This window comes from Planobispora rosea (genome assembly GCF_014648175.1).
Classification (GTDB): domain Bacteria; phylum Actinomycetota; class Actinomycetes; order Streptosporangiales; family Streptosporangiaceae; genus Planobispora; species Planobispora rosea.
The window spans coordinates 60,303-85,267 of record NZ_BMQP01000012.1; the positions used below are offsets into that span (position 1 = coordinate 60,303).

General features: G+C 73.4%; 23 protein-coding genes. 12 read left to right on the top strand and 11 right to left on the bottom strand.

Annotated features, from left to right (window positions below; genetic code table 11):
* Positions 1-20: 20 nt before the first annotated feature.
* Positions 21-845 carry an SDR family oxidoreductase gene (locus tag IEZ08_RS14180; protein WP_141704304.1) on the bottom strand — a complete coding sequence of 275 codons (825 nt, stop codon included), beginning with the start codon at positions 843-845 and terminating at the stop codon, positions 21-23.
* 114 nt (positions 846-959) lie between these two features.
* Between IEZ08_RS14180 and IEZ08_RS14185 the strand changes: the two genes are divergently transcribed.
* Positions 960-1,304, top strand: coding sequence for a winged helix-turn-helix transcriptional regulator (locus tag IEZ08_RS14185; protein ID WP_189242282.1), 345 nt, complete (start codon positions 960-962; stop codon positions 1,302-1,304).
* Here the strand turns inward: IEZ08_RS14185 and IEZ08_RS14190 are convergent.
* Together IEZ08_RS14190 and IEZ08_RS14195 are read right to left on the bottom strand one after the other, a co-directional pair.
* Positions 1,259-3,256, bottom strand: a complete 1,998-nt coding sequence (locus IEZ08_RS14190; protein ID WP_189242283.1) for an ABC transporter ATP-binding protein — start codon at positions 3,254-3,256, stop codon at positions 1,259-1,261. The genes IEZ08_RS14185 and IEZ08_RS14190 overlap by 46 nt on opposite strands.
* Before the next feature lie 31 nt (positions 3,257-3,287).
* On the bottom strand, positions 3,288-4,970 hold the full coding sequence (locus IEZ08_RS14195) for an ABC transporter ATP-binding protein (protein ID WP_084780799.1): 1,683 nt from the start codon (positions 4,968-4,970) through the stop codon (positions 3,288-3,290).
* A 542-nt stretch (positions 4,971-5,512) separates the two neighbouring features.
* On the opposite strand from IEZ08_RS14195, the gene IEZ08_RS14200 reads away from it, so the two are divergent.
* Positions 5,513-6,352, top strand: coding sequence for a nitroreductase/quinone reductase family protein (locus tag IEZ08_RS14200; protein ID WP_068928005.1), 840 nt, complete (start codon positions 5,513-5,515; stop codon positions 6,350-6,352).
* A 65-nt stretch (positions 6,353-6,417) separates the two neighbouring features.
* Here IEZ08_RS14200 and IEZ08_RS14205 read toward each other — a convergent pair whose 3' ends face one another.
* A complete protein-coding gene (locus tag IEZ08_RS14205) occupies positions 6,418-7,743 on the bottom strand; it encodes an HEXXH motif domain-containing protein (RefSeq protein WP_189242284.1) in 1,326 nt (441 codons plus the stop codon).
* A gap of 486 nt (positions 7,744-8,229) precedes the next feature.
* Here IEZ08_RS14205 and IEZ08_RS14210 point away from each other — a divergent pair, with 486 nt between their 5' ends.
* From IEZ08_RS14210 to IEZ08_RS14225, 4 genes are all read left to right on the top strand, one after another.
* Positions 8,230-8,640: a TOBE domain-containing protein gene (locus IEZ08_RS14210; RefSeq protein ID WP_068928003.1), complete on the top strand. Its 411-nt coding sequence runs from the start codon at positions 8,230-8,232 to the stop codon at positions 8,638-8,640.
* 87 nt (positions 8,641-8,727) lie between these two features.
* The gene (modA, locus tag IEZ08_RS14215) at positions 8,728-9,534 is read left to right on the top strand and encodes a molybdate ABC transporter substrate-binding protein (protein ID WP_189242285.1); all 807 of its coding nucleotides are present in this window, start codon (positions 8,728-8,730) and stop codon (positions 9,532-9,534) included.
* A 114-nt stretch (positions 9,535-9,648) separates the two neighbouring features.
* Positions 9,649-10,383, top strand: a complete 735-nt coding sequence (locus IEZ08_RS14220; protein WP_084781114.1) for an ABC transporter permease — start codon at positions 9,649-9,651, stop codon at positions 10,381-10,383.
* On the top strand, positions 10,380-11,444 hold the full coding sequence (locus IEZ08_RS14225; RefSeq protein WP_189242286.1) for an ABC transporter ATP-binding protein: 1,065 nt from the start codon (positions 10,380-10,382) through the stop codon (positions 11,442-11,444). The genes IEZ08_RS14220 and IEZ08_RS14225 overlap by 4 nt, the downstream gene beginning before the upstream one ends.
* A gap of 17 nt (positions 11,445-11,461) precedes the next feature.
* Here the strand turns inward: IEZ08_RS14225 and IEZ08_RS14230 are convergent, their stop codons facing one another.
* Positions 11,462-11,779 (bottom strand): hypothetical protein, encoded by a 318-nt coding sequence (locus tag IEZ08_RS14230; RefSeq protein WP_068928000.1) that lies wholly within the window; start codon positions 11,777-11,779, stop codon positions 11,462-11,464.
* 51 nt (positions 11,780-11,830) lie between these two features.
* Positions 11,831-12,955: a zinc metalloprotease gene (locus IEZ08_RS14235; RefSeq protein WP_203863175.1), complete on the bottom strand. Its 1,125-nt coding sequence runs from the start codon at positions 12,953-12,955 to the stop codon at positions 11,831-11,833.
* Positions 12,956-13,246: 291 nt separating this feature from the next.
* Here IEZ08_RS14235 and IEZ08_RS40240 point away from each other — a divergent pair, with 291 nt between their 5' ends.
* Together IEZ08_RS40240 and IEZ08_RS14245 are read left to right on the top strand one after the other, a co-directional pair.
* Complete coding sequence (locus IEZ08_RS40240; RefSeq protein WP_068927998.1) at positions 13,247-14,803, top strand: methyl-accepting chemotaxis protein; 1,557 nt, start codon at positions 13,247-13,249, stop codon at positions 14,801-14,803.
* Between the two features lie 309 nt (positions 14,804-15,112).
* Positions 15,113-17,155, top strand: coding sequence for a DNA/RNA non-specific endonuclease (locus IEZ08_RS14245; protein ID WP_189242287.1), 2,043 nt, complete (start codon positions 15,113-15,115; stop codon positions 17,153-17,155).
* A gap of 69 nt (positions 17,156-17,224) precedes the next feature.
* Here IEZ08_RS14245 and IEZ08_RS14250 read toward each other — a convergent pair whose 3' ends face one another.
* The 4 genes from IEZ08_RS14250 to IEZ08_RS14265 form a co-directional block, all read right to left on the bottom strand.
* The gene (locus IEZ08_RS14250) at positions 17,225-17,827 is read right to left on the bottom strand and encodes a hypothetical protein (RefSeq protein WP_189242288.1); all 603 of its coding nucleotides are present in this window, start codon (positions 17,825-17,827) and stop codon (positions 17,225-17,227) included.
* A 121-nt stretch (positions 17,828-17,948) separates the two neighbouring features.
* Entirely contained in the window at positions 17,949-18,389 is a 441-nt protein-coding gene (locus IEZ08_RS14255; RefSeq protein WP_068927995.1) for a PepSY domain-containing protein, read from the bottom strand.
* A gap of 110 nt (positions 18,390-18,499) precedes the next feature.
* On the bottom strand, positions 18,500-19,777 hold the full coding sequence (locus IEZ08_RS14260) for a HAMP domain-containing sensor histidine kinase (RefSeq protein WP_189242289.1): 1,278 nt from the start codon (positions 19,775-19,777) through the stop codon (positions 18,500-18,502).
* A 9-nt stretch (positions 19,778-19,786) separates the two neighbouring features.
* On the bottom strand, positions 19,787-20,473 hold the full coding sequence (locus IEZ08_RS14265; RefSeq protein WP_068929275.1) for a response regulator transcription factor: 687 nt from the start codon (positions 20,471-20,473) through the stop codon (positions 19,787-19,789).
* Positions 20,474-20,572: 99 nt separating this feature from the next.
* On the opposite strand from IEZ08_RS14265, the gene IEZ08_RS14270 reads away from it, so the two are divergent.
* On the top strand, positions 20,573-21,076 hold the full coding sequence (locus tag IEZ08_RS14270) for a hypothetical protein (RefSeq protein ID WP_229803102.1): 504 nt from the start codon (positions 20,573-20,575) through the stop codon (positions 21,074-21,076).
* Between the two features lie 6 nt (positions 21,077-21,082).
* On the opposite strand, the gene IEZ08_RS14275 is transcribed toward IEZ08_RS14270, so the two are convergent.
* Positions 21,083-22,324 (bottom strand): FAD-dependent monooxygenase, encoded by a 1,242-nt coding sequence (locus tag IEZ08_RS14275; RefSeq protein WP_189242290.1) that lies wholly within the window; start codon positions 22,322-22,324, stop codon positions 21,083-21,085.
* Between the two features lie 111 nt (positions 22,325-22,435).
* Here IEZ08_RS14275 and IEZ08_RS14280 point away from each other — a divergent pair, with 111 nt between their 5' ends.
* The 3 genes from IEZ08_RS14280 to IEZ08_RS14290 all read left to right on the top strand — a co-directional run bounded on the left by IEZ08_RS14280 (position 22,436) and on the right by IEZ08_RS14290 (position 24,964).
* Complete coding sequence (locus IEZ08_RS14280) at positions 22,436-22,960, top strand: TetR/AcrR family transcriptional regulator (RefSeq protein ID WP_068927991.1); 525 nt, start codon at positions 22,436-22,438, stop codon at positions 22,958-22,960.
* 225 nt (positions 22,961-23,185) lie between these two features.
* A complete protein-coding gene (locus IEZ08_RS14285) occupies positions 23,186-24,100 on the top strand; it encodes an ABC transporter ATP-binding protein (protein WP_068927990.1) in 915 nt (304 codons plus the stop codon).
* A 78-nt stretch (positions 24,101-24,178) separates the two neighbouring features.
* A complete protein-coding gene (locus IEZ08_RS14290) occupies positions 24,179-24,964 on the top strand; it encodes an ABC transporter permease (protein WP_068927989.1) in 786 nt (261 codons plus the stop codon).
* Position 24,965: the final 1 nt, after the last annotated feature.

Consider the following 24,965-nt stretch of genomic DNA (forward strand, 5'->3'; position numbering starts at 1 on the left):
AGCGGGACCGGCGTGCCCGGTCAGGCGGTCCAGTCGGGGCGGGCGGCCCATTCCTCGACGGTCGTGGCACCGGGACGGAACAGCCCGTCCGGGAGCGGCGGGGGAGGGGCGTCCGTGCTCCGCGCGTAGATCCCGGCCACCCCGGCCGCCGCCGCGGCCCCCATGACGGGTTCGATCAGCCGGCCGTACTCGGCGGGCTCGACCTGCGTGTAGCGGACCGGCCGCCCGGTCGCCGTCGCGACGGCCGCGGCGAGCCGGTCGCCGGTGACGGCGTCGGGGCCGCCGACGACCAGGCGCTCCGGGGGCCGGGCGTCCGCCAGCACCGCCGCGACGACGTCGCCCACGTCGTCGAGCGTCACCCACGGTACGGGGGCCTGCGGCGGCAGGGGGTAGGCCAGCTCACCGCGGTCGCGCACCCGCCGTACCGACCACGGCTGCAGAAGATTCTCCAGGTACGGCCCGGCGGGACCGACCACGGACGCCTGGCCCACCCGCTCCGGCAGCCGGTCGCCGAGCAGCACCCGGGCGTCGACGAAGGGTGCTCCGACGGGGGCGGGGGGAAGCGGCATCCCCGGGTTGAACACCGCCCGGGGCACGCCGGCCTTGCCGAGCGCGGCCAGCACCGACTCGGCCTGTTCGACGGCGATCGGATCGAACAGCTGAGGGAGCTGGACCACGACGGCGTCGGCGCCGTCGTAAGCCCGCAGCAGGGCGGCGGTGTCGGTGAGGTTCGCGGAACGGGAGTCCAGGGGGCGGATCCGGTGCCCGGCGGCCCGCAGCCTCCGGGCGATGTGCGAGCCCTGCGTGCCGGAGGCGCCGTGGACGGCGACGGTCATCTCTGTCATGCCGGTGAGGCTAGAGACGTTACTTCATCTTTTGAAGTAGGCACTTTTCCTGTAGTAACTACAGTCATGGAAACAGTCCAGGTACGGAAGCCGATCACCCCCGAAGAATGTGCCGTGACCCGGACGCTGACCTTCGTCGGCAGCCGGTGGACCCCACTGGTGATCTGGCACCTGCTCGACGGGGCCAAGCGGTACGGGCAACTGGGCCGGCTCCTGCCCGGCATCAGCCCCAAGACGCTCGCCGACCGGTTGCAGACGCTGGAGGCGCAAGAGCTGATCACCCGTACGGTCCATCCGGAGAAGCCGCCCCGGGTGGAGTACGCCCTGACCGCGCGGGGCCGGGCACTCGGCGAGATCCTCGACTCGATCGCCCGGTGGGCGGAGGAGGAAGAGGACGGCACCGTGCGGCCGGGTCACGTGGGGCGGGTGTCCGACCAGGCCTCCCACAGCTTGGCGTAGTGCCCTCCGGCGCGCACGAGTTCGTCGTGTGTGCCGCTCTCGGCCACCCTCCCGCCGTCGAGGACCACGATCCGGTCGGCCGCCGCGGCCTGGGTGAGCCGGTGTGCGACGACGAGCGCGGTCCGGCCCTCGATCGCGGCGGTCGCGGCCGCCTCCAGGGCACGGGCTCCCGCGCTCCCGGCCTCCGCGGTGGCCTCGTCGAGCACGACCGCCGGAGGGTCGGCGAGGACGAGCCTGGCCAGTGCGAGCTGCTGGGCCTGTGCGGCGGTGAGCCGGTGTCCGCTCTCGCCGACCACGGTCTGCAACCCGTCGGGCAGGGCACGGGCCCACTCCAGCGCCCCGACCCGCGCCAGCGCGGCGCGCAGCTCCGCGTCGGCGGCCTCCGGCCGGGCGAGCCGGAGATCGTCGGCGAGCGGGCCGGTGAAGACGTACACCTCCTGGGTGACCAGCGCGACAGCGGGCCCCGCAGGGCTCGCGCCCCGCTCGGGCCGGCCGGGCTCCCCGCTCGGGCGGGACGGCCCCGCCTCCGGGCCGGACATTCCCGTGTCCCCGTCCGACCCGGGCGGCTGCGTGCCGCCGACGGTGATCGAGCCGCTGCCGGGCCGGTGGATCCCCGCGATGAGCTTGGCCAGCGTGGTCTTGCCCGCGCCGCTGGCCCCGACGAGGGCGACCCGTTCCCCGGCGGCGATGTCGAGGTCCACGCCGTGCAGCACCGGATGGCCCGCCCGGTAGGCGTACCCGACACCGGAGACGCGGATCGCGGGGGCGGCGCAGGCGCCCGGGTCCGGAACCCGTGGCGGGACCCGGTCCGGTCCGGGGGCGCGGTCCGTTTCCGGTGCCCCGTCCGTCACGCCGGCCACCCCGACCAGCCGTGCGAAGCCCGCGGTGGCGGCCTGGACGTCGTCGGCGAGGCCGAGAACGATGTTGATCGGTGTGAACAGGCTGTGGAAGTACAGCGCGGCGGCGCTGGCCGTACCGATGCTGACGTCGCCGTCCCGGACCAGCAGGAAGCCCGTCGCCAGCACCGCCGACAGGCCCACGAACTCGGCGAGGTTGAGCCGGGAGTAGAAGCGCGTCATCAGCCGGATGCCGCGCAGCGCCAGCTCCACCGCGGTCCGCGACCGCGTCTCGACGAGACCGACGTGCTCGCCGGTGAGCCGGAACGCCCGGACGGTGGCCGCTCCGCCGACCGTGCCCAGCAACTGCTGCTGCTGTTCGCCGACGGCGACGCGCTGGGCGGCGTACAGCGGGACCGCGCGGCGGGTGTACCACCGCACCGTGTGGATCTGGAACGGGACGGCCAGAAGCGCGACGAGCAGGAACCGCCAGTCCAGGATCGCCATGCCCACCAGGGTGAGGCCGAGCGTCAGCAGGGAGCGCGCCAGCGCGGGCAGCGCGTCGCGGACCGTGTTCGTGATCAGCGAGACGTCGTTGGTGACGCGTGAGGTCAGGTCGCCGGATCCGGCCAGCTCGACCCGTTCGAGGGGCAGGCGCAGGGCCCGCTCCACGAAACGCTCGCGCAGGGTGGCCAGCATGCCCTCGCCGAGCCGGGCGATGAGGGAGACGCCGGACGCGGTCAGCACACCCTGCACGAGCGCGATGGCCACCAGCCAGGTGACCGGGGCGGTGATCGCGGCGGCCGGCTCGCCCCGGTGGACCAGGTCGATGATGCGGCCGAGCACGGGGGCGGTGAGCAGCCCGATCGCGGTCGCGGCGATCATGACCGCGAAACCGCCCGCGGCCGCCGCCCGATGGGGTCGTGCCAGGCCGCGCACGGCCGCCCGCACCTGCGCCGCGGTCGCGACGGGCAGCAGTTCCCGGTCCTGCTCCTCCCGGTTGCCGGAGAGCCCGGCCCCGGACTCCCGGCCCTGCGTCCGGCCGGGGCCGGGCTCTCCGGTGCCCGGCTCCCCGGTCTGCCGCCCGCCGGGCCGGCGCTCGTCGGTCGTGCTCATCGGCGCGTTCTCCTCCGTGGGTTCCGTGCGGTCAGGCCAGGACCGTCGCCCGGTAGGCCTCGTTGCCGTGGACGAGTCCGGTGTGGGTCCCCTCCTCGACCGGGGATCCGCCGTCGAGGAACATCACCCGGTCGGTCACCGCCAGCAGGGCCGGGCTGGTGGTCACCATGATCGTCGTCTTTCCGTCCCGGACCTCGCGGATCCCGGCCGCGATCCGGGCCTCGGTGGCCGCGTCGACCGCGGTGGTCGGGTCGTGCAGGACCAGGACCGGTGCGCCGGTGGCCAGGGCGCGGGCGAGGGCCACCCGCTGGCGCTGCCCGCCCGAGAGTGAGCGCCCCCGCTCGGTGAGGACGGTGGCGGTGCCGTACGGCAGGGCCTCGGCGACCTCGTCCGCGGCGGCGGCCGCCAGCGCCGGACCGGCCGCCCCGGGGGCCGCGGCGGCGGTGACGTTGCCGATCAGACTGCCCTCGAACAGGTCGGCGTCGTGCTCGGCCACGACGACGGCGCGGCGGATCTCGGCGGGGTCGAGGGCGGTCAGCGGCACGCCGTCCAGCTCAGCCGTGCCCGCCTCGGGATCGGCGGCCCGGCCCAGTACCCGCAGCAGCGAGGCGGCGACCGCGGGGTCCGCCGTCACGACCCCCAGCAGCTCGCCCGGGGCGGCATCGAGGGTCAGCCCGCGCAGCGCGCCGTGCCGTACCCCGCTCAGGCGGATCCGGCCCCGGACCGGCTGGGGTGGTGCGTCGGTACCTCCGATCACCGCGGGCGGCGCCGCCAGCACGGAGGCGATCCGGGTGGCCGACGCGCGGCCCTGGGCGAACTCGCCGTTGGCCCAGGACAGGACGGACAACGGGGTGAGCAGGAACTGGGCCAGGCCGACCGCCGTCACCAGCTCGCCGACGCTGACGTCGCCCTGCGCCGCGAGCCGGCCCCCCACCAGCGCCACCGCGGCGATGAACACGCCGGTCAGAGTGAGCATGCCGCCGTCGTGCCAGGCCTGCGCGCGGGCCGCCCGCACCGTGGCGGCCAGGGACTCCCGGCTGGTGCGGCGGTACCGGGCGACCGCGGCGGCCTCGGCTCCGATGCCCTTGAGCACCCGCAACCCGGCGACCAGGTCGGCGGCCACCCCCGAGGCGTGCGCGGCGCGTTCCTGCTCGGCGCCGCTGCGCCGCTCCAGCGGCTTGCCGAGCAGGTGCGCCAGCAACAGCAGGGGCGGGATCCCCAGCAGGATGAGCAGGCCCAGCGGGACCGAGACGCGCAGCAGCACGACGCCGCCGACGACCAGCCCGGTCAGCGCCGAGATCCCGGCGGTCAGCGCCACGGCCACGGCTCCCACCCGCCGGGCGTCCTGGGTCGCGACGGAGACCAGCTCGCCGGGGAGTCGCCCGGTCTCCGCGCCGCCCCGGGGAGCCAGAACCCGCTCGGTCAGCTGGACCCGGAGCCCGTGCGCCGCCTGCTCCGACGCCCGTTCGGCGGCCCGGGACCCGAACCGGTAGCTGAGGGACAGCCCGGCGAAGACCAGGGCCAGCACCGCGATCCACCGCACGAGCGTGCCGGCGTCCCCGGAGGAGATCGCCTCGTCGATCACCAGCCCGATCACGACGGGCACCAGCGCCTCACCGGCCTGATGCCCGGCGGCGAGCACGGATCCGGCGGTCACGTGTCTCCACTGCCCGGCGATCGCACGCCGCAGGACGTCATGGCCTTCGATGGGCACCGTGGTTCCTCCGGATCGGTCGCGTGGGATCACGCAGCGGGCGGAGCGGGGGAATGATGCTGTAAGGCGAGGCTAACCTAAATGTGCTCCGATCACGAGCCTCAGCCCGGTGCGGGCCGCCGGAAAAGCGATTGTTCCGGCCGGTGCGCGACGTTAGAGTTGATGTTGTGACTGCCGGGTCGGCCATGGGCCAAGAGCGAGTGGGGCACCCGGCCACGGCGTGAGCGCCGGGCGGGCGAGAGGCCCGCCTTCTTCGTTCCCGGATCTTCCGAGGTCCCGGGCTTTCCGAGGTCCCGGGATTACCGGGCTTTCCGGGCGACGTCTTCTCCGATGCCCGCGGCCTCCGACGCCGCGGTTCCGGCTCTCGGCGACGCCGCCGCTCCCCGTACCTTCACCTTTCCCGTTTCCGCGTTTCCGCGTTTCCCGTTTTCCGCACCGCGACCGGGCCGGTCGCGGTGATCTCACCCGCCCGCCCGCCGGGCGGGCGTCCACCATGCCCGCGAACGGTTCGCGGGACATCCGTCCAGGAGAGACACCAGAGAATGCCGATCGACTTCAACCAGCAGATCATCGATGAGTTCCGCGCCAACGCCGGGCAGGTGGGAGGCCCGTTCGAGGGAGCCCGGTTGCTCCTGCTGACCACCACCGGGGCGCGGTCGGGCGCCCGGCACACGACCCCGCTCGGCTACCTTCCCGACGGCGGTGAGCGGGTCCTGGTCATCGCCTCGGCCGGTGGTGCGCCGAAGCACCCGGCCTGGTACCACAACGTGGTGGCCAACCCCCGCGTCACGGTCGAGAACGGCCCCTTCACCTACGAGGCGCGGGCCGTCGTCCTGGAAGGCGACGAGCGTGACCAGGCCTTCGCCCGCGCGGTCGAGGCCGACCCCGGATGGGGCGAATATCAGGCCAAGACGGCACGCGTCCTGCCCGTTGTCGCCCTCCACGAGATCCCCGGCCCGCCGAACATGAACGCGGCCTCGTTCGGCGAGGCGCTCAGGCTGATCCACGACACGTTCCGGCGGGAGCTCGCCCTGATCCGCAAGGAGATCGCCGCCTCGGGGCCCGGGCTGGGCGCCCAGCTCCGGGTGAACTGCCTGACCGTCTGCCAGGGGCTGCACGGCCACCACACCCATGAGGACGCCGGGATGTTCCCCGCCCTCGCGGCGCGACATCCGGAACTCGCCCCGGTCCTGGACCGGCTGCACCGGGAGCACGAGAAGATCGCGGCCCTCCTGGAGGACCTGCAGCGGGTCGTCTCCGCCGGGGACGGGGACCCGGTGCGGGTCCTCTCCGAGGTCGAGCGGCTCACCGGGGAACTGGAAGCCCACCTGACCTACGAGGAGGAGCAGCTGATCCCGATCCTCGACGCGGCGGCGTCCTGAACCGGTGAGCGTCCGGGCCGGTCCGGAACGGTCACCTCGTCCGTCCCTGGACCGGCCCGCGTGCTTTAGGGGCGTGCGGATCGACCGGGACCGCGGTCCGCCGCCCCCGCGGCAGCCTCGTGCGAGTGGAGGGCGAGCCACGCGGCCCGGTGCGCGCGGGTGAGGCGCTCGGCCTCGTCGAGCGCGGGGGCGGGCACCGGATCGGTGATCCAGTTGGTCAGCGTCCGCCGCATCGCGCCGACGAACCGCGTCCCCTCGGGGGTGAGCCGCCCGCTGTCCAGCAACGTGCCGGTGGCCTCCAGCGCCGCCTCGCGCCAGCGCGCGAACTGGACGTGCGGGTAGAGATCGTCGTCCACCTTGCGCTGGCGGCGCCAGAAGCCGGCGACGCCCAGGTGTGCGTACGCGCCGTGGAGCAGGTCCGGCAGCGGGCGGGGATCGCCGCGCCAGGGCGCGTAGTAGCGCCGGTCGTCCGGGAGCGTCAGCCGGACGACGTCCAGAACCGTGTCGAGTTTGGCGTGCTGGAGCCCGCGCGCGAGGGCGACGGCCAGCCAGCGGCCGTCGGGCGGGGTGGACACGGCGACCGTCCCGGCGAGGTCGCGTGCCGTCGCGCTGGTCCCGCCGCCCGTCGACTCCTTGATCGGCGTCAGGACCCAGACCATCGCCCGCAGTTCCGCGGCGGTCGTCCGGTGGGTCCCCTTCAGCGTCCGCCAGGCCGCGTCCAGGCGGTCCTGCCACGTCCGCAGGTCCGCGGGGGTCAACCGGCCGTCGATCACCGTCTCGGCGGCCCACCGGTAGGGGTCCAGATCGTCCACGATCAGCTCGACCGTGCCGTCCGCCACGGTGATGGCATGGAGCGGGGTCCAGCCGGGCCCCGCGGCGCGGCCGACGGGAATCCGGCGCCCGGCCACCTCGACGGCCCCGTCACCGGTCACCCGCAGCCGCACCGGTTCGCCGGGGTCCGGACCCACGGTGATCCGGCCGAGCGAGGGCAGCATGATCTCTCCGCCGGGGGCGGGCACGTCGATCCGGTACGGCAGGCCGGCCCGGATCGCCGCGGCGGCGGCGACCGCGCCGAGCCGGACGGGTTCCAGGGGACCGGCGGTCCCGGCCCGCAGCCCGCGCAGGGTGTGCCTGGCCCAGGCGCCCACCGCCGGATACCCGATCAGCTTCCCGGCCGCGTCGGGCGCCTGCCGCCCCAGGCCGGAGAGGAGGTCGTGGGCCCGCTTCACGATCTCGGCGTGCTCGCGGCAGTGGTCGAGGACGCCTTTGATCAGCATCAGGTTCCGGCTGTGCCGTACGGCCACGAGCTGCTCCGCGGCCCGCGCGCCGCCGCCCCCGGCGGCCAGGCTGTCCAGGACGTCGTCGGGGATCCGGTGCGGCCGGAGTCGCATGATCCTCCTTCGCGGTCGCCGAGTGCCGCGGAGCACTCCTTGCCGGGTGGCGGCGCGTCCCAGGTGGCGTGCGGGATCAGGAGGCCGGGTACCGGCGGGTCGCGCTCCGGGAGCACCCCGTGGGTCTCGGCGGGGGCGCCGGCGGGGTCCGCCGTGCGCGGCACGCCGCCGTACGGGTGCCGGAAGGGGCGGGGACGCCATCCCCGGCGGAGCGGCTCGTCGACGTCGAGGGCGGCGGCCGCTCCGATGTTCGGTCTCCCGTGTCGGACGTCAACCTGGAAACCACCTCGCAACCTGCCGGGGGCATGGGTCGTACGAGAGCGTTTCCCGATGATAACCGTCCGGACCGGGCATGGGGAGAGCTTCGGTGACGGTGGGACGACGGTGACGTTCCTCGCATCCGCGATGGCACGCCGGTAAATATCCGAGCTTTTGCCGATTAATATTCCTCTTTAGCTGGCATATGCGGGTATAGGGTGGTGAACCGTGACGACCTTCCGGATCAGTGAGGCCGCCGCGCTGCTCGGGGTCAGCGCCGACACCGTCCGGCGCTGGGTGGACTCCGGAAGGTTGTCCGCGCAGCGTGACGAGCACGGGCACCGCCGGGTGGCCGGCGTCGACCTGGCCGCGTTCGCCCGCGCCCAGGTCGGGGCGGAGGACGGCACCGGCCGTTCCTCGGCGCGCAACCGCATGCGCGGGATCGTGACGGAGGTGGTCAGGGACGCGGTGATGGCGCAGGTGGAGATCGCCGCCGGGCCGTTCCGGGTGGTGTCGCTGATGAGCCGCCAGGCCGCCGACGAGCTCGGCCTGGAACCGGGGGTGGTGGCGGTCGCCGTGATCAAGTCCACCAACGTCGTCGTGGAGATCCCGGACCATGTCCGTCCCGCGAGCCACTGACCGTGGAGATTCCCCCCGTGTCCGGTCCCGCGAGTCTCGCGGGGAGTCCCGGCCGTGTCCGTACCCCGAGTCATGAGGAGTGCCGCGATGTTCATGCGCCTGGTCCGCAGGGCCGTCACCGCCCCCGCCGTCGTGGTCCTGGTACTGGGGGCGGCGGCCTGCGGATCCACCGGGTCCGCGAGTCCCGCCGGAGCCGACGGCACCGCTCCGTCACCGGCCGGGGACGGGACGCTCACGGTGTTCGCCGCCGCCTCGCTGACCGGCGCCTTCACCGAGCTCGGCAGGACCTTCGAGGCCGCCGACCCCGGCACGAGCGTGAGGTTCAACTTCGGCTCCAGCGCCACCCTGGCCCAGCAGATCGTCGCCGGGGCTCCGGCCGACGTGTTCGCCGCGGCCAGCCCGGCCACCATGAAGACCGTCACCGACGCCTCCCTGGCCTCCTCCCCGGCGGTGTTCGCGCGCAACAGGCTGCAGATCGCCGTGCCCGCCGACAACCCCGCCGGAATCGACGAGCTCGGGGACCTGGCGGACGCGAAGGTGAAGGTGGCGCTGTGCGCCGCGCAGGTGCCCTGCGGTGCGGCGGCGGTCAAGGCGCTTCAGGCGGCCGGGCTGACGGTCACCCCCGTGACGTTGGAGCAGGACGTCAAGGCCACCCTGACCAAGGTCACGCTGGGCGAGGTCGACGCCGCCCTCGTCTACGCCACCGACGTGCTGGCCTCCGGCGGCGAGGTCAGGGGCATCGACTTCCCCGAGGCCGACAAGGCGATCAACGACTACCCGATCGCCGCGCTGACCGGGGCGCCCGCCGGGTCGCCGGCCCGGCGGTTCGTCGATCTGGTGCTCTCCCCGCAGGGCGAGGACGTGCTGACCGCGGCCGGTTTCCAGGTCCCCTGACCCGTGACGACGTCCGTCCCGCACCGCCCCGCTCCCGGCCGGACCTCCGGCCGGGAGCGGGGCGGCGTGTCCGGCCGCCTGCCCTGGTTGCTGCTGGCGCCCGCGCTGGCGGGCATGGCCTTCCTGGTGCTGCCGCTGGCCGGACTGCTCGTCCGCGCCCCCTGGTCCACGCTCCCGGCCCGCCTGGCCGAGCCGCAGGTCCTGGAGGCCCTGCGGCTGTCGCTGGTCACCGCGACCATCGCCACCCTGGTCTGCCTGCTGCTGGGAGTCCCGCTGGCCTGGCTGCTGGCCCGCACGGCCTTTCCCGGCCGCCGCCTGCTGCGCGCGCTGATCACCGTCCCGCTCGTGCTGCCGCCCGTGGTGGGCGGCGTGGCGCTGCTGCTCGTGCTGGGCCGGCGCGGCCTGGTCGGGCAGTGGCTGGACGCGACCTTCGGCGTCTCGCTGCCGTTCACCACCGCCGGGGTCGTCATCGCCGAGGCGTTCGTGGCGATGCCGTTCCTGGTGATCAGCGTCGAGGGCGCGCTGCGCACCGGCGACCCGCGTTTCGAGGAGGCAGCCGCCACGCTGGGCGCCTCCCGCTGGACCGTCTTCCGCCGGGTCACGCTGCCGCTGATCGCCCCCGGCGTGCTGGCCGGGGCGGTGCTGTGCTGGGCCCGCGCGCTGGGCGAGTTCGGCGCGACCATCACCTTCGCCGGCAACTTCCCCGGCACCACCCAGACCATGCCGCTGGCCGTCTACCTCGCCCTGGAGACCGAGCCCGAGGCGGCCGTCGTGCTCAGCCTCGTGCTGCTGGCCGTCTCGGTGATCATCCTGGCCGGGCTGCGGGAGCGGTGGGTGAGCCGGATATGAGCCGGTCCGCTCCGGAGTCCCCGCGGCCCGGCGGGCTGCGCGCCCGCCTGGTCGTCGAGCGGCCCGCCTTCCGCCTCGACGTCGAGCTGGACGTGGCGGCGGGGGAGGTGGTCGCGCTGCTCGGTCCCAACGGCGCGGGCAAGACCACCGCGCTGCGCGCCCTGGCCGGGCTCGCCGCCCTGGCCGGCGGGAGTATCGAGCTGGACGGCCGGCCCCTGCACACCCTGCCCCCCGAGCACCGTCCGATCGGGGTGGTCTTCCAGGACTACCTGCTGTTCCCGCACCTGTCGGCGCTGGAGAACGTCGCCTTCGGGCCCCGCTGCCAGGGGGCCTCCAGAGCCGAGGCCCGCCGTGTCGCCGCCGCCCTGCTGGAGCGCGTCGGCCTGGCCGGGCACGCCTCCGCCAAGCCCCGGCAGCTGTCCGGCGGGCAGGCCCAGCGGGTCGCCCTGGCCCGGGCCCTGGCCGTACGGCCGCGCCTGCTGCTGCTGGACGAGCCGCTGGCCGCGCTGGACGCCCACACCCGCCTGGAGACCCGCTCCCGGCTCCGCCGCCACCTGACCGACTTCGAGGGCGCCACCGTCCTGGTCACCCACGACCCGCTGGACGCCATGGTCCTGGCCGACCGGCTGGTCGTCATCGAGAACGGCGCCGTCGTGCAGCAGGGCACCTCCGCCGAGGTCGCCCGCCACCCGCGCACCGACTACGTCGCCCGCCTGGTCGGCCTCAACCTCTACCGCGGCGTCGCCGACGGGCCGGAGGTCGCGGTGGGCGGCGTCGTCTTCAGCGTCACCGAGCGCCTGCAAGGGCCGGTGTTCGTCGCCTTCCCGCCCGCCTCCGTCGCGCTGTACCGCTCCCGCCCGGACGGCAGCCCGCGCAACCTGTGGCGGGGCCGCATCGACGGCATCGAGCGGTACGGCGACAACATCCGCGTCCACCTGGACGGGCCGATCACCGTCTCCGCCGACGTCACCCCGGCGGCCGTCGCCGAGCTCGACCTGAGCCCCGGGCAGGAGATCTGGGCCGCGGTCAAGGCCACCGAGACTCACGCGTACCCGGCCTGAACGGTCCGTTCCGCGCCTCACTTCGCGATCATGAGGACGCCGTCCGCGCAGGAGATCACGGAGAGGTCGGACGGCGCGCCGTCCCCCGCGGGGAAGGTGATCCGGAGGCGGCCGCCCCCCTCGTCCCGCCAGCGGCCGGGCACCTCCCGGGGGCGGTCGTCCGGGCCGGGTCGCAGGTCGGTGAACGTCCCGTCGGCCCGGAACTCCAGCCCCCGCCGCGGTCGCCGCGAGGGGCGGAACGGGTGGTCCGCGGGCCGGTACACCGCCGCGGTCTCGGTGTCCTCCTCGTGGGAGTGCAGCCAGGCGCCGACGACGTCCGGCGGTTCACCGCTCATGGGCCGATCCTCGCGGGTGTCGCGGTGGTGTCCGTCACTCGTCCGGCCGCCTCACCAGCGCGAGTAGCCGGCCACCGTGTTCAGCGCGGCGCGGATGTCGTGCAGGGCCTCGGTGGTCAGCCGCTCGCTGTCGTGCAGGAGCCGCTCCACCTCGCCGTCGGGGACGCCCCGCGCCTCGCCCGCGTCCGCGTGCCGTGAGCCGTCCGCCCGTACGGCCTCGGCCTCGGCCTCGGGCATCGCGGCCAGGAAGGACGCGCGGGCCCCCTCCAGGCAGGCGTTCATCCGGGCGAGCTGGCCCTGGGTGAACATGAACATGCCGGCGTCGTCGGTGTAGTCCATGTAGTTCATGAACATGTCGCCGTTCGGCCCGTTGGCGCAGGTGACGTGGGGGAAGGTGGGCATCCCGGTGTTCGCGTCGGCCTGGTTCGGCGTGTCGGCGACCTTGTCGTCGCTGCTGCAGGCCCCGTCGTCGTCGCCCCAGATGTGGAAGAGGTTGAGCCAGTGGCCGATCTCGTGCGTCGTGGTCCGGCCTCGGTTGAAGGGGTTGCCGGGGGCGGCGGCCGTACCGGTGGTCCCGAAGAAGGAGTGGCCGATGACGACGCCGTCGAGATGCGGGGGCTGGCCGGGGAAGGTGGCGTAACCGAGGAGGGATCCGGCGAGCTGGCAGACCCACATGTTGAGGTACCGGTCGCTCGGCCACGGGTCGGCGCCGCCCGTCCTGCTCGACTTCACGCCGTCGCGGTGGTCGAAGCCGGGCCGGTCGGTGACGACCCGGACGATCCCGTCCGTCGGCTCGCCGTTCGGGTCCCGCGTCGCGAGCCGAAACTCGATCTGGGTGTCCGCCACCAGGTCCCGCCACACGTCGGGCACCTTGGACACGTCGGGGTTGGCGGCCCGGAAGTCCTGGTTGAGGACGGTGATCTGGCTGTGGACCTGCTCGTCGTCGATGTTCTGTTCCGGGTGGTCGCGACCGGCGACCACATGGACGACGACCGGGATGACGACGGGGCCGCGACGGGCGGAGGAGAGCCGCCCGATCTCGTACTGCAGCGCGCGGTTCTCGATCACCGCGCGCTGGGAGCGGTAACTCATGCTCTCGTTGAGCATCCTGCGGTGCACGAGCATCGTGCCGCACAGATCCCGGGCAGGGGGCGGCGAAACGGTGGGCTCGGTCATGACGGGTCCCTCCGGAGACGGACGGGTGACAGGAAGGCCCGCTCAGGATGAATGCGGAATAACCACGCATTGCGGGCTTATTCCGTCATATCACTACACATAATCGCTCACCACACCAGAAAGCATTGATGTCCCTGCCTTGCCTGATTCTTGGCCTCGGATTCCCGGCTCCGATCATCCGATCAGCGGCCACCCGGCGCGGATGCCGGGGCAGTGTTCCTCATCACAGCCGCGACGGTGCCGATAGGAGGGCAACGGTCGTCGGATTCCGGAAAGGCAGGTGGCGGAACAGTGAATCTGAGCGTCACGCAGCGGCTCGCGCTGATCTTCACGGCGGGGGCCGTGACGGTGGGCGCCGTGGTGGGCATCGGTGTGCAGTCGCAGAGCCACCTGGTCGAGGAGGCCGAGCGGCTGCGCACCATGGAGCACGCCAAGGCGATCCTCAACCACCTCGACACCCGGGAGGCGGAGCTGAAGGTCAACGCCTACCGCGCGGTGAGCGAGACGGACCTGGACGACGTGATCGCGGACATGCCCGACGACGTGGCGTCGGTGTCGCAGGCCCTGGAGCGGCTGGACGCCCTGGCGCTGCCGGCGGAGATCCGCACGCGACTGGACGCGGTGCGCCCCGACATCGAGGAGTTCAGCGCTTTCGTCTCGGCGTTCGTGGCGGAGGCCCGGCAGGACAAGGCCGCCGTCCACGCCCGCCAGTCCGAGATCGCTGAGCGCAACGGCGTGGTCGACGACAAGCTGGAGGCGGTGCACGCCGCCGCGGACGACGCGATCGAGGCCGCCCGCGCCGGGATGGACGACTCCGTGGCGTTCACCCGGCTGATGTCCCTGCTGGTCGGGCTGGCGGGGGCGCTGGCGCTGCTGGCGCTGTGCGTCCCGCTGGGCCGCTCCATCACCCGGCCGGTGCGCCGCATCGGGGAGGTGCTGAGCGCGGTGGCCGCCGGCGACCTGACCTCGCGGGCCGACGTCACCACCCGCGACGAACTGGGCAGCATGGCGCAGGCACTCAACCAGGCCATCGAGCACATGCGCGAGGCCGTGCGGACCATCGACGCCTCGGCGGGCGGGCTGGCCGCCGCCTCCGAGGAGATGACCGCCACCAGTGCCCAGATCGCCGCCAGCGCGCAGGAGGCCGGCGCCCAGATCGGCGGGGTCGCCGCGGCCGCCCAGCAGGTCTCCGGCGACGTGCAGACCGTGGCCGCCGGGTCGGAGCAGATGAGCTCCGCGATCGGGGAGATCGCCCACAACGCCAACGAGGGCGCCAAGGTCGCCTCCCAGGCCGTGGCGGTGGCCGAGTCCACCAACACCACCGTGGCCAAGCTGGGCGCCTCCAGCGCCGAGATCGGCAGCGTGATCAAGACCATCACGAGCATCGCCGAGCAGACCAACCTGCTGGCGCTCAACGCCACCATCGAGGCGGCCCGCGCCGGCGACGCCGGCAAGGGCTTCGCAGTGGTCGCGGGCGAGGTCAAGGACCTGGCCCAGGAGACCGCCAAGGCCACCGAGGACATCTCCAGGCGGGTGGAGGCCATCCAGGCCGACACCGAGAGCGCGGTGGCGGCGATCGCCGAGATCGGCCAGATCATCGGCAAGATCAACGACTACCAGCTGACCATCGCCAGCGCGGTGGAGGAGCAGAGCGCCACCACCAACGAGATGAACCGCGGTGTCGCCCAGGCCGCCGCCGGGACCGGCAGGATCGCCGACGCCGTCTCCAGCGTGGCCACCGCGGTCCAGCTGACCAGCAGCGGGGTGTCCGAATCCCGGCAGGCCGCCGAGGACCTGGCCCGCATGTCGTCCGATCTGCAGATCATGGTCTCCAGGTTCCGGACCTGACGGTCCCGCTCCGCCCTCCACGCCCCCGCGGGCGGCTCAGCCCCTCCAGTCGCTCCGTTTTCCCGGACGGCCGCCTCCGCCGGCCCGTCCGGAACGCTGGGAGTGCCAAGAAGCGCGGCGCTAATGTTTGCCGGGTTTTGTGCTCTTCCTAGAGAAATGCCCTGTTACGGTGGTTTTTTACCGTAGGTGCACACCGCCGCGGATCTCGCGGGCGGGCGGCGCCGATCGGAGATCCACGACTCCCCGGCGATCGCGCGGGAGTGTGAGGCCCCCCGACGGGACCACCGGTAGTGGGAGGGGAACAGCACCATGGAGACCATTGAGCTGCTGTGCGAGCGGCAGAACGAGGCGGCCGCACGGCGGGTGGCGGAGCGTGCTTCGCAGCGGCACGAGCACGAGGCGGCGCTCGCGTCGCCCGGTGGCCTGGCCCGCGCCGACACCCGCGAGCGGATCGGCAAGCGCATCGACCGGCTGTCCCGGTTCTACGGGGACAGCGACCTGCTGGCGCGCGACGTCCCGGAGCCGGAGGCGCAGCTGGAGAAGATCATCAACACCGCCGACTTCGTGGGTGTGCGCTATCTCGACGCCGGGGTGCTCGCGGCGCGCGGCGTGGGACGGGTGAACATCCGTGACGACCGGGGACGGCTGGTCGGCTACGGGACCGGGTCGCTGGTCTCCTCGGCGCTGCTGCTCACCAACCACCACGTGCTGCCCGACGCCGGTACGGCCCGCAGCAGCGTGATCGAGTTCAACTACCAGGACGGGATCGACGGCAGGCCGCTGCCCGCCATGACGTACCCGCTCGATCCGGACCGGTTCTTCCTCGCCGACGAGGAGCGCGACTTCGCGCTGGTCGCGGTCCGCGCACCGGCCGCCGAGCTGGCGGCGCTCGGGTTCAACCGGATGATCGAGAGCGAGGGCAAGGCGATCATCGGGGAGTTCGTCACGATCGTGCAGCACCCGCGAGGTGAGAAGAAGCAGGTGGCCCTCCGCGAGAACCGGATCGTCGACGTCCTGGACCAGTTCCTGCACTACGTGGCCGACACCGAGCCGGGTTCGTCCGGCTCGCCGGTCTTCAACGACCAGTGGGAGGTCGTCGCGCTGCACCATGCGGCCGTGCCGGCGAGCGGCGGCGGCTCCAGCGCGTTCGTCAACGAGGGGATCCGGATCAGCCGGGTCTGCCGGTTCGTGCGCGAGGCGTCCCTGCCGCCCGCGCAACGCGCGCTCGCCGACCAGCTCTTCGTCGCGGAACGGGCCGACTGGGCGGCGCCCATCGGGTCCCTGGGCTCCCTCGGGGCCCCGGGTGCGGACGGTTCCGGCTCCCGCGGGCCGGGTGCCCCCGGCTCCGGACTCCGTACCGAGAGCGGCCCGGCCTCCGCGCCGGCCCCGATCGTGAGCCTGGCTCCGGCGGCGCCGACGGTCCTCGCCGCGGCGGGCGCGCCCGTACCGGGTGAGATCACGATCTCGGTCCCGCTGGAGGTCACGGTACGGCTCGGCGCTCCGGCGCCGGAGGCGGCCGCGGCGACCGCGATCGACCGCGACTACGCCGGCCGCGGCGGCTACGACCCCGCGTTCCTGGCCCACCCGCTGCCGTTGCCCGTCCCGTCCCCCGAACTGACCGCGATCGCCTCGCCCGAGCTGCGGTACCACCACTTCAGCATCGTCATGCACCGGCAGCGGCGGCTGGCGCTGTTCACCGCCTGCAACATCGACGGCAAGCTCGCCCGGCGCCCGCGGCGCGAGAGCGACCGCTGGATCTTCGATCCCCGGCTCCCGGCCGCGGAGCAGACCGGCGAGGCCGTCTACCGTGACAACGACCTGGACCGCGGGCACCTGGTCCGCCGTCTCGACCCCGCCTGGGGCACCACCGACGCCCAGGCCGTGGCCGCCAACGACGACACCTTCCACTTCACCAACTCCACCCCGCAGCACCATGCCTTCAACGCCGGCCAGACCCTCTGGCTGGGGTTGGAGGACTACGTCCTCAACAACGCCGACAACCACGATCTGGCGGTCAGCGTGTTCACCGGACCGGTCCTGGCCCCCGACGACGACGCCTACCGGGGTGTCCAGCTGCCCCGCCAGTTCTGGAAGATCGTCGCGATGGTCAAGGAGTCCGGGGACCTGTCCGTGACCGGCTACCTCCTCAGCCAGGCCGCCCTGATCGACGAGCTGCCCACCGAGGAGGCGTTCTCCTACGGCGCGTACCGGACCTTCCAGGTCCCGGTACGGAAGATCGGCGCCCTCACCGGGCTGCGCCTCGATCCCCACATCGCCGCCGATCCGCTGGAGCGGCTGGAGACCACGCCGCTGCCCCGTGAGATCATCCGTCCTGAGGACCTGCTGCTCTGACCCCGCCGGAGGCCACGGCCCGCCGCGTGATCGAGCCGGGAACCGCGGCGTCGCGGCGACCGGCCCGTCTCACCGCGCGGACGCGGGGGCGACGGTGTGCTCGAACTCGCCCGCCCACAGGCCGGGCCGTACTTCCCGGACGATCCGGGCGAGCCGGTCGGCCGAGCCCCGGGCGACCAGGTGAAAGCGGAAGCACCGGTCCGGCAGCTCCACCGGCGGGCGTACGCCGTACCACTTCGACGCGAGCCGGGGGTGGTCTCCGGCCCGCTCCGGGTCGGTGAGGTAGACCTCCAGGTAGCGGCTGAGCGCCAGGCCGTTGCTCCGGCGCGGGCCGCGCCAGACGCCGACGGCCACCGCCCGGATCTCGTCCCAGGGGATCACGTCGGCGTAGTCCGCCCGGCCCTCGCTCCACCACAGACCGGTGTCGTCCACCGCGACCGCCGATCCGCGCCGGATCGACGGGATGCAGATCACGAACCACACGAGCGCGGCGGCGAAGGGAAGCGTGATCACCGAGGTGACGATCTTCTCGGAGAGGGTGGTCACGTTGGCGATGTTCCACACGAAGGTGCCCACGATGGCGAGGAGCGTCAGGAGGCAGGTCAGCAGGCAGCCCGGCGAGGTGGTCGTCACCGTGATGACGCGGGCGTCCGGGGAGGGGGAGGCCGTCACGACCGTCATCCTAGGGAGCGCCCGGCGGTCACCGGCCGGAGCGGGGTGAGGCCCCGGGGCAGGGCGTCGCCGCCGGCGGGTCCCGGGACCCGGGACCCGGGAGCGTCGCGCGGGGGTGCCGTCAGTCGTCGTCCTGCGCCTCGTTCTCCTGGCCGTCGGCGGCGCCGGCCGTCGCGGGCAGGACCTTCCCGGTGGCCGCGTCGACGAGGACCTCCCGCTCGGCTCCCGCGCCGTCGGCGACGCCGATCTCCCACACGGGGGTCCCGCTCTCGTCCTCCAGCTCGGAGGAGACGATCCATCCTCCGCTCACCTGGGAGAGCGCGGTCTTCTGGGCCTGCTCCACCATGACGGCGGGCTTGCTCGGGACACGGTCCTCCGCGGAGTCGTCCGCGCCGTTCTCCGCCTCGTCGTCGGCGTCCGGGGCGGGGGTGCCCGTCCCGGGGGCGGCGGTGGCGGCGGGGGAGGGCGAGTCGGCCTCGTACTGATCGGCGAAGGCGATGCCGCCGCCGGCGGCGAGCGCGGCGAGGGCGAGCCCGGAGAGGATGATCACTGGCTTGCGCATCAGATTGCTCCGTGTCCGTGAGGGTCGTGAGTCGCGATCGCTGAATCGCTGACATGTCGAGGTTGCCCGGACGGGCGATAGCGAGATGCTGCGAGGTTCCTAACGAATTGTTAAGCCGGACCGGGACCGAGTTCGAGGACGACCTCGGCGCCCCCCGACGGCGACGGGCCGGCCAGCAGGCGCCCGCCCGAGTCCTCCGCGGTACGGCGTGCGATGTCGAGACCGAGACCGGTCGAGGACCCGCCGCTCGCCCCCCGGTCGACCGGGGCCGGATGGGCGAACCCGGGCCCCTCGTCGGAGATCACCAGCCGGGCCCCGCCCCCGGGCCGGGCCGCCAGCTCGACGGCGAACGGCGTGCCGTCGGGCGTGTGGGCGAACACGTTCTCCAGCAGCAGGTCGACGCAGGCCGCCAGCTCCGGAGCGCTCACCCCCACGGTGATCGGGCCGTCGGCGAGGCCGAGCCGGAGCGGCCGGTCCTGGTCCTCGGCCAGCGCCGACCAGAAGGCGACCCGGTCGCCGACCACCCGGGCGGCGTCACAACCGGCCGCCCGGTCCCGGTCGAACCGGCGCGCCTCGCGGATGACCTGGTCGACCATGCGCTCGACGCTGTCGACGGCCTGCCCCACCCGGGCCGCCTCACCCTTGTCGCGCATGGTGTCGACCTCCAGCCGGAGCACGGTGACCGGCGTGCGCAGCCGGTGGGAGAGGTCGGCGACCGCCTCGCGCTCGCGGGCCAGCAGGTCGCGGATGCGGGCGGCCAGCTGGTTGAGGGCGGTGCCGACCTCGCGGATCTCGGCTGGTCCCCCCGGCTCCACCCGCGCGTCCAGGTCGCCGCGGGCCAGGCGCCGGGAGACCTCCGCGACCTGCCCGACGGGCCGGATCAGCGAGCGGGCCAGCCGGTCGGCGACGACGATGCCGACGGCCAGCAGCACCAGCCCGATCAGGCCGAGCACCAGCCAGGCCCACCCGACGCCCTGCCGCAGCCGCTCGGTGCCGACGAACGCGCGCACGACCATGGTGCCGCGTGTCCCGCCCTGGACGGCCACCAGGATCTCCCTGCCCGCCGGTGTCTCGACGGTGATGCTGCGCCCGCGCGCGGCCAGCTCGACGCCGGGCCCGCGAGGCGCGGGCGCGCCGAGGAACGCGTTCCCGGGCAGGAAGACCGTGATCGGCAGGCCGCTGGAGCCGGCGGCCTGCCGTACGGCGGCGTCGAGGGTGTCGGGGTCGCCCAGGGCCGCGGTGGTGGCGACCGACTGGGCCCAGGTGGTGGCGGCGGCCGTGGCCCGCTCGGCGGCCAGCGTCCGCACCAGTACGGCGAGCGGCACGAGGAAGGCGATCAGCACCAGCGAGGCGGTCGCCACCGCGAGCAGAGCCAGGCGTCGCCGCATCCGGACTCCTCACCCCTCCGGATCGACGATCTTCACGCCGACCCCGTGGACGGTCTGCAGGTAGCGGGGGCGGTGGGCGTTCTCGCCGAGCTTTCGGCGCAGCCACGACAGGTGGACGTCCACGGTCTTGTCCGCGCCGCCGTACGCCATCCGCCACACCTCGGTCAGCAGCTCCCGCTTGGAGACGACCTGGCCGGGGCGGAGCGCCAGGTAGTGCAGCAGGTCGAACTCCTTGGGCGTCAGGTCCAGGCGGACCCCGTCGAGGAAGACCTCCCGGCCCGCGGGCTCGATGCGCAGGCCGCCGACCCGGAGCGGCGCCGTCTCGGCGCCGGTGTCGCGGCCCCGGCGCAGCACGGCCCGGATCCGCGCGTCCAGCTGGGCCGCGCTGAACGGTTTGACGACGTAGTCGTCGGCACCGGCGTCCAGCGCCCGGACGATCTCCGGCTCGGCGTCGCGCGCGGTCGCCACGATGACCGGGACGGCGCTGACGGCGCGGAGCATGCGCAGGACCTCGCAGCCGTCGAGATCCGGCAGGCCCAGGTCGAGCACGACCAGGTCGGGCCGCTCCTCCAGGGCGAGGGTGAGCCCGGGCATCCCCGCGGCGGCCGAGACCACGGCGTGGCCGTGCTCGGCCAGCGCCCGGGTCAGCGCGGATCGCACCTGGGCGTCGTCCTCGACGAGAAGCAGGTGGGCCACGGTGAACACCGACCTCTCCTGACCGGGGTGATGATCCTGACCAGGGGGGGAAGTTCCCCGGGAACCGCGGAAGACACCGGAAGGGCGGTCGATCTGCCGATGCGGGCACGACAGGGGTTCCCCGGCCGCAGCCGGCAGGACGGCGCGCCGGTGAGCCGGGGGCTGCTGCTGGCCGCGGGCGGCTGGCTCGCGGCGGCCGTGCTCACCACGCTCGCCGGCATCTGGGCGGTGTCCCTGATCGGCACCGACATCACCGGCCAGGCCGTCCGCTCGATGACTCCCGAGGAGGTCGAACGGGTCCTGGCCACCGCCTCCGCGCCTCCGGTCGCGGCGCCTCCGAGCGCGGCCGGGCCGTACCGGGCCATCGGGAATTTCTCCTACGCCGAGGGTGCGGTGACCGCCGCCTGCGACGCGGACCGGGTCCTGCTGCTCTCCTGGACGCCTGCTCCCGGGTACGGCGTCGACGAGGTCGAGCGGGGACCCGCCGCCACCGCCTCCGTGGTCTTCGAGTCCGACGACCGGACGGCCACGGTCACCTTGACATGCCGGGCCGGGACGCCCACCGCCGCGATCCGTTCCGCGGCGGAGCGGGACGAGGACTGACCCCGGTCACCTGACGGCGTCCGTTCCCACCACGCGTCCCCGCGGGTAGCTCTTCAGCGCGACCTCGTCGTGCAGTCGCACCCCCCTGCCGCCGAGGCCGGTCAGGGCGCGGAGGATCGGTACGGGGACGTGATCGACCAGCCGGATCCCCTGGACCATGGCCCACAGGTCCAGGCGGCTGCGGGGGATGAGCCGCCTGGCGGCGCCGACGGCGAAGGTGCGGCTGCGCCGTACGTAGTCGCCGATCTCCCGCTCGTAGGCCGGGAACGCCCGGGTGTGGTCGCCGCGGGCCTCGGCCAGCTCGCCGGCCAGGACGTAGGCGCCCACGACGGCCAGGCTGGTGCTGCCGCCGACCGCGGGACCCGGGCAGTAACCGGCGTCGCCGACCAGGCTCACCCGGCCCCGGGACCAGGTGTCCATGCGCAGCTGGGTGATCGAGTCGAAGTAGAAGGTCGAGGCGCGGTCGAGCTCCTCACCGATCAGGCGGGGCACCTCCCAGCCCATCCCGGCGAAGTTCTCGCGCAGCAGCTCCTTCTGCCGCCCGACGTCCCGGTGGTGGTAGTCGAGCTCGGCGGCGGGGCGGAACATGAAGATCGCGCGGGCGTCGTCCAGGTGTGCCCCGCCGTACATGCCCACCAGCTTGTTCACGTCCGTCACCCCCTCCATGCGGTCGCGCAGGCCCAGGTAGTTGGGGAGCGACATGACCGCCAGGTAGGCGCCGATCCAGGTGGAGAAGCGCGACTCCGGGCCGAAGACCAGGCGCCGGACGTTGGAGTGCAGCCCGTCGGCCCCGATCACCAGGTCGAACCCGCGGGCCGGTCCCCGCTCGAAGGTGACCTCGACACCGCCGGGCTCCTCGGTGATGGCGGCGATGGAGTCGCCGAAGAGGTACTCCACATCGTGCCGGGTGGCCTCGTAGAGGATCTCGCTCAGATCGTCCCGCATGATCTCGACGTGCCGGTCGGACATGATGCGTATCAGCCTTCCGACCTCCGCCTCGTACGGGCGGTCGCCGCCCGCGGTGCGGAACGCCAGCCTCTCGGTGCCGGTCCTGCGGGCCTGGATCCGTTCGGCGAGACCCATCCGGTCGGCGATGTCCATGGCCGGGCGGAACAGGTCGACCGCGTGCCCGCCTGCCTTGCGCAGCGCCGGGGCCCGTTCGACCACGGTGACGGTGAAGCCGTACCGCGCGAGCCAGTGGGCCAGGACGGGACCGGCGACGCTGGCCCCGGAGACGAGGACCCGCATGACATCTCCTTACTTAACGGAAGGTAAGCTCCTTACCCAACGATAGGTAAGCACGGTCCCGGGGGCGCGCGCAAGGCTTACTTAACGATAGGTAAGCGCTACTCTTGATCCATGGTGAGGCCCTCGGACACCAAGGCGCGCATCCAGGCGGCGGCACGCGAGCTCTTCCTGGAGCAGGGTGTGCAGAACACCAGCCTGAAGCAGATCGCCGACCGGCTCGGCATCACCAAACCGGCCCTCTACTACCACTTCACGTCACGGGACGACCTGGTCCGGAGCATCATCCAGCCGTTCATGGACGACCTGGAGGCGTTCGTCGCGGAGCGCCGGCCCGGAGACGCTCGGCAGCTGCTTGAGGACTACTTCGCCCTCGCCTGGCAGCACCGCGAGGTGTTCATGATGATCCTGCGCGATCCGGCCACGCTGGTCGCCCTCGACCTGGTGGACCGCATATGGGAGTGGCGCAAGAGGCTGACCGCGCTCCTGCTGGGGCCCGAGCCCTCCACCGCCGGGCGGATCCGCGCGACCGTGGCGCTCGGCGGCATGTCGGACTGCGTGGTGGAGCACGCCGCGCTCCCGTTCGACGAGGTCAGGACCGTCGCCGTCGACGCCGCGCTGGCCGCCCTCGCCCTGTGATCCTTCCCGCTCTCTGAGCTTTCCCGCCCTGTGGCCCTTCCCGATCCATGGGGAGGGCCCTACCCGTGTCCTCCCCGCCTGGGCGGCAATCCACCGATCGGCTGATTCGGCGTCCCCACCGTTCGGCGATCAGGTCCCGTCTGCCGGTCGGTGTTGGGAAAAGCGCCGGTCCAGCAGGCTGAAGGTACGCCGAACGGCGACGGACCAGCCCGAAAGGACACCCCCATGCCAGCCGTGATCGAGGTACGGAACCTCCACAAGCGCTACGCCGACAAGGTCGCGGTCGAGGACGTCTCCCTCACCGTGCAGGAGGGCGAGATTTTCGGGATCCTCGGCCCGAACGGCGCCGGAAAGACGACGACCGTGGAGTGCATCGCGGGTCTGCGCACCCCCGACCGGGGCGAGATCACGGTGTGCGGGCTCGACCCCCGCCGGGACCGCGCCGAACTGACCCGGCGGCTCGGCGTGCAGCTGCAGGCCGGTCAGCTTCCCGAGCGGCTGAAGGTGGCCGAGGCCCTGGAGCTGTACAGCTCCTTCTACCGCGACCCGGCCGACTGGCGCGCACTGATGCACGGCCTCAACCTGGCGGACAAGGCCAAGACCGCGTACGCCAAGCTGTCCGGCGGTCAGAAGCAGCGCCTGTCGATCGCGCTGGCGCTGCTCGGCAACCCCCGGGTGGCGATCCTGGACGAGCTCACCACCGGGCTGGACCCGCAGGCCCGGCGTGACACCTGGGAGCTGATCGAGGAGGTGCGCGCCCGCGGGGTGACGATCGTGCTGGTCACCCACTTCATGGAGGAGGCCGAGCGGTTGTGCGACCGGCTGGCGCTGATCGACGCCGGCCGTGTCATGGCGGTGGACACCCCCGCCGGTCTGACCGCACGGGCCCACATCGAGCAGCGCATCCAGTTCCGCCCGTCCCGGCCGCTGGACGAGCGGCTGCTGACCGGCCTGCCCGAGGTCTCCCGCGTCACGCGCCGGGGCGAACTGCTCGTCGTCCACGGCGACGAGAACGTGCTCACCGCCGTCACCGCCGCTCTGGCCCGCAACCAGATCGTGGCCGAACGGCTGCGCATCGAGCAGGCCAGCCTGGAGGAGGCCTTCGTCCAGCTGACCGGCAAGCACCTGGCCTCCCACTAGACGCCCGGCCCGCACCGACCCCGCGCCGGCCCCCGCACAGACCCGCATCGCACGATCCACAGAGAGAAGGCCGTACCCATGTCCGCTCTGAACACCGCCACCGCCCCGATCGCCGCCAAGCGTCCTTCCGCCACCTGGCGGCTCATCAAGACCGAGAGCACGCTGAGCATCCGCGACAAGGTCGGCCCCCTGTGGGGCGTCGGCTGCCCCCTCATCGTGTTGATCATCTTGGGCATGGTGCCCGCCCTGCGGGAACCCGTGGAGGCCGGCGGCAGCCTGACCTACTTCGATCTGTACGTACCTGTCCTGATCTTGTTCAACCTGGCGATCCTGGCCCTGAGCGCGCTGCCGACCACGCTGGCGGGCTACCGGGAGAACGGTGTGCTGCGCCGCATGCGCACCACCCCCGTCGGCCCGGTCCGGGTATTGGCCGCCCAGCTGGTGGCCAACTCCGCCATCGCGCTGGTGGCGACGGCGCTGTTCCTGGCGGTGGCCGGGTTCGGCTTCGGCATCGACCTGCCGCGGAACGTCTTCGGCTTCGTCTTCGCCTGGCTGCTGGCAGCCGCCGCCCTGCTGTCCATCGGCCTGATGATCACCGCGCTCGCTCCCGGACGCGGCCCGGCCACGGCGATCGGCACGGTGCTGTTCTTCCCGATGATGTTCTTCGCCGGCCTGTGGGTGCCGGTCGCGCAGATGCCCGAGATGCTGCAGACCATCAGCCACTACACCCCGCTCGGCGCCGGCATGCAGGCCTTCCAGGACGCCTACCTGGGCTCCTTCCCCTCCGCCGGACCCCTGCTGACGCTGGCGGCCTACGCGGTCGGCGGCACGGTCGTCGCGATCCGCTGGTTCCGGTGGGAGTAAC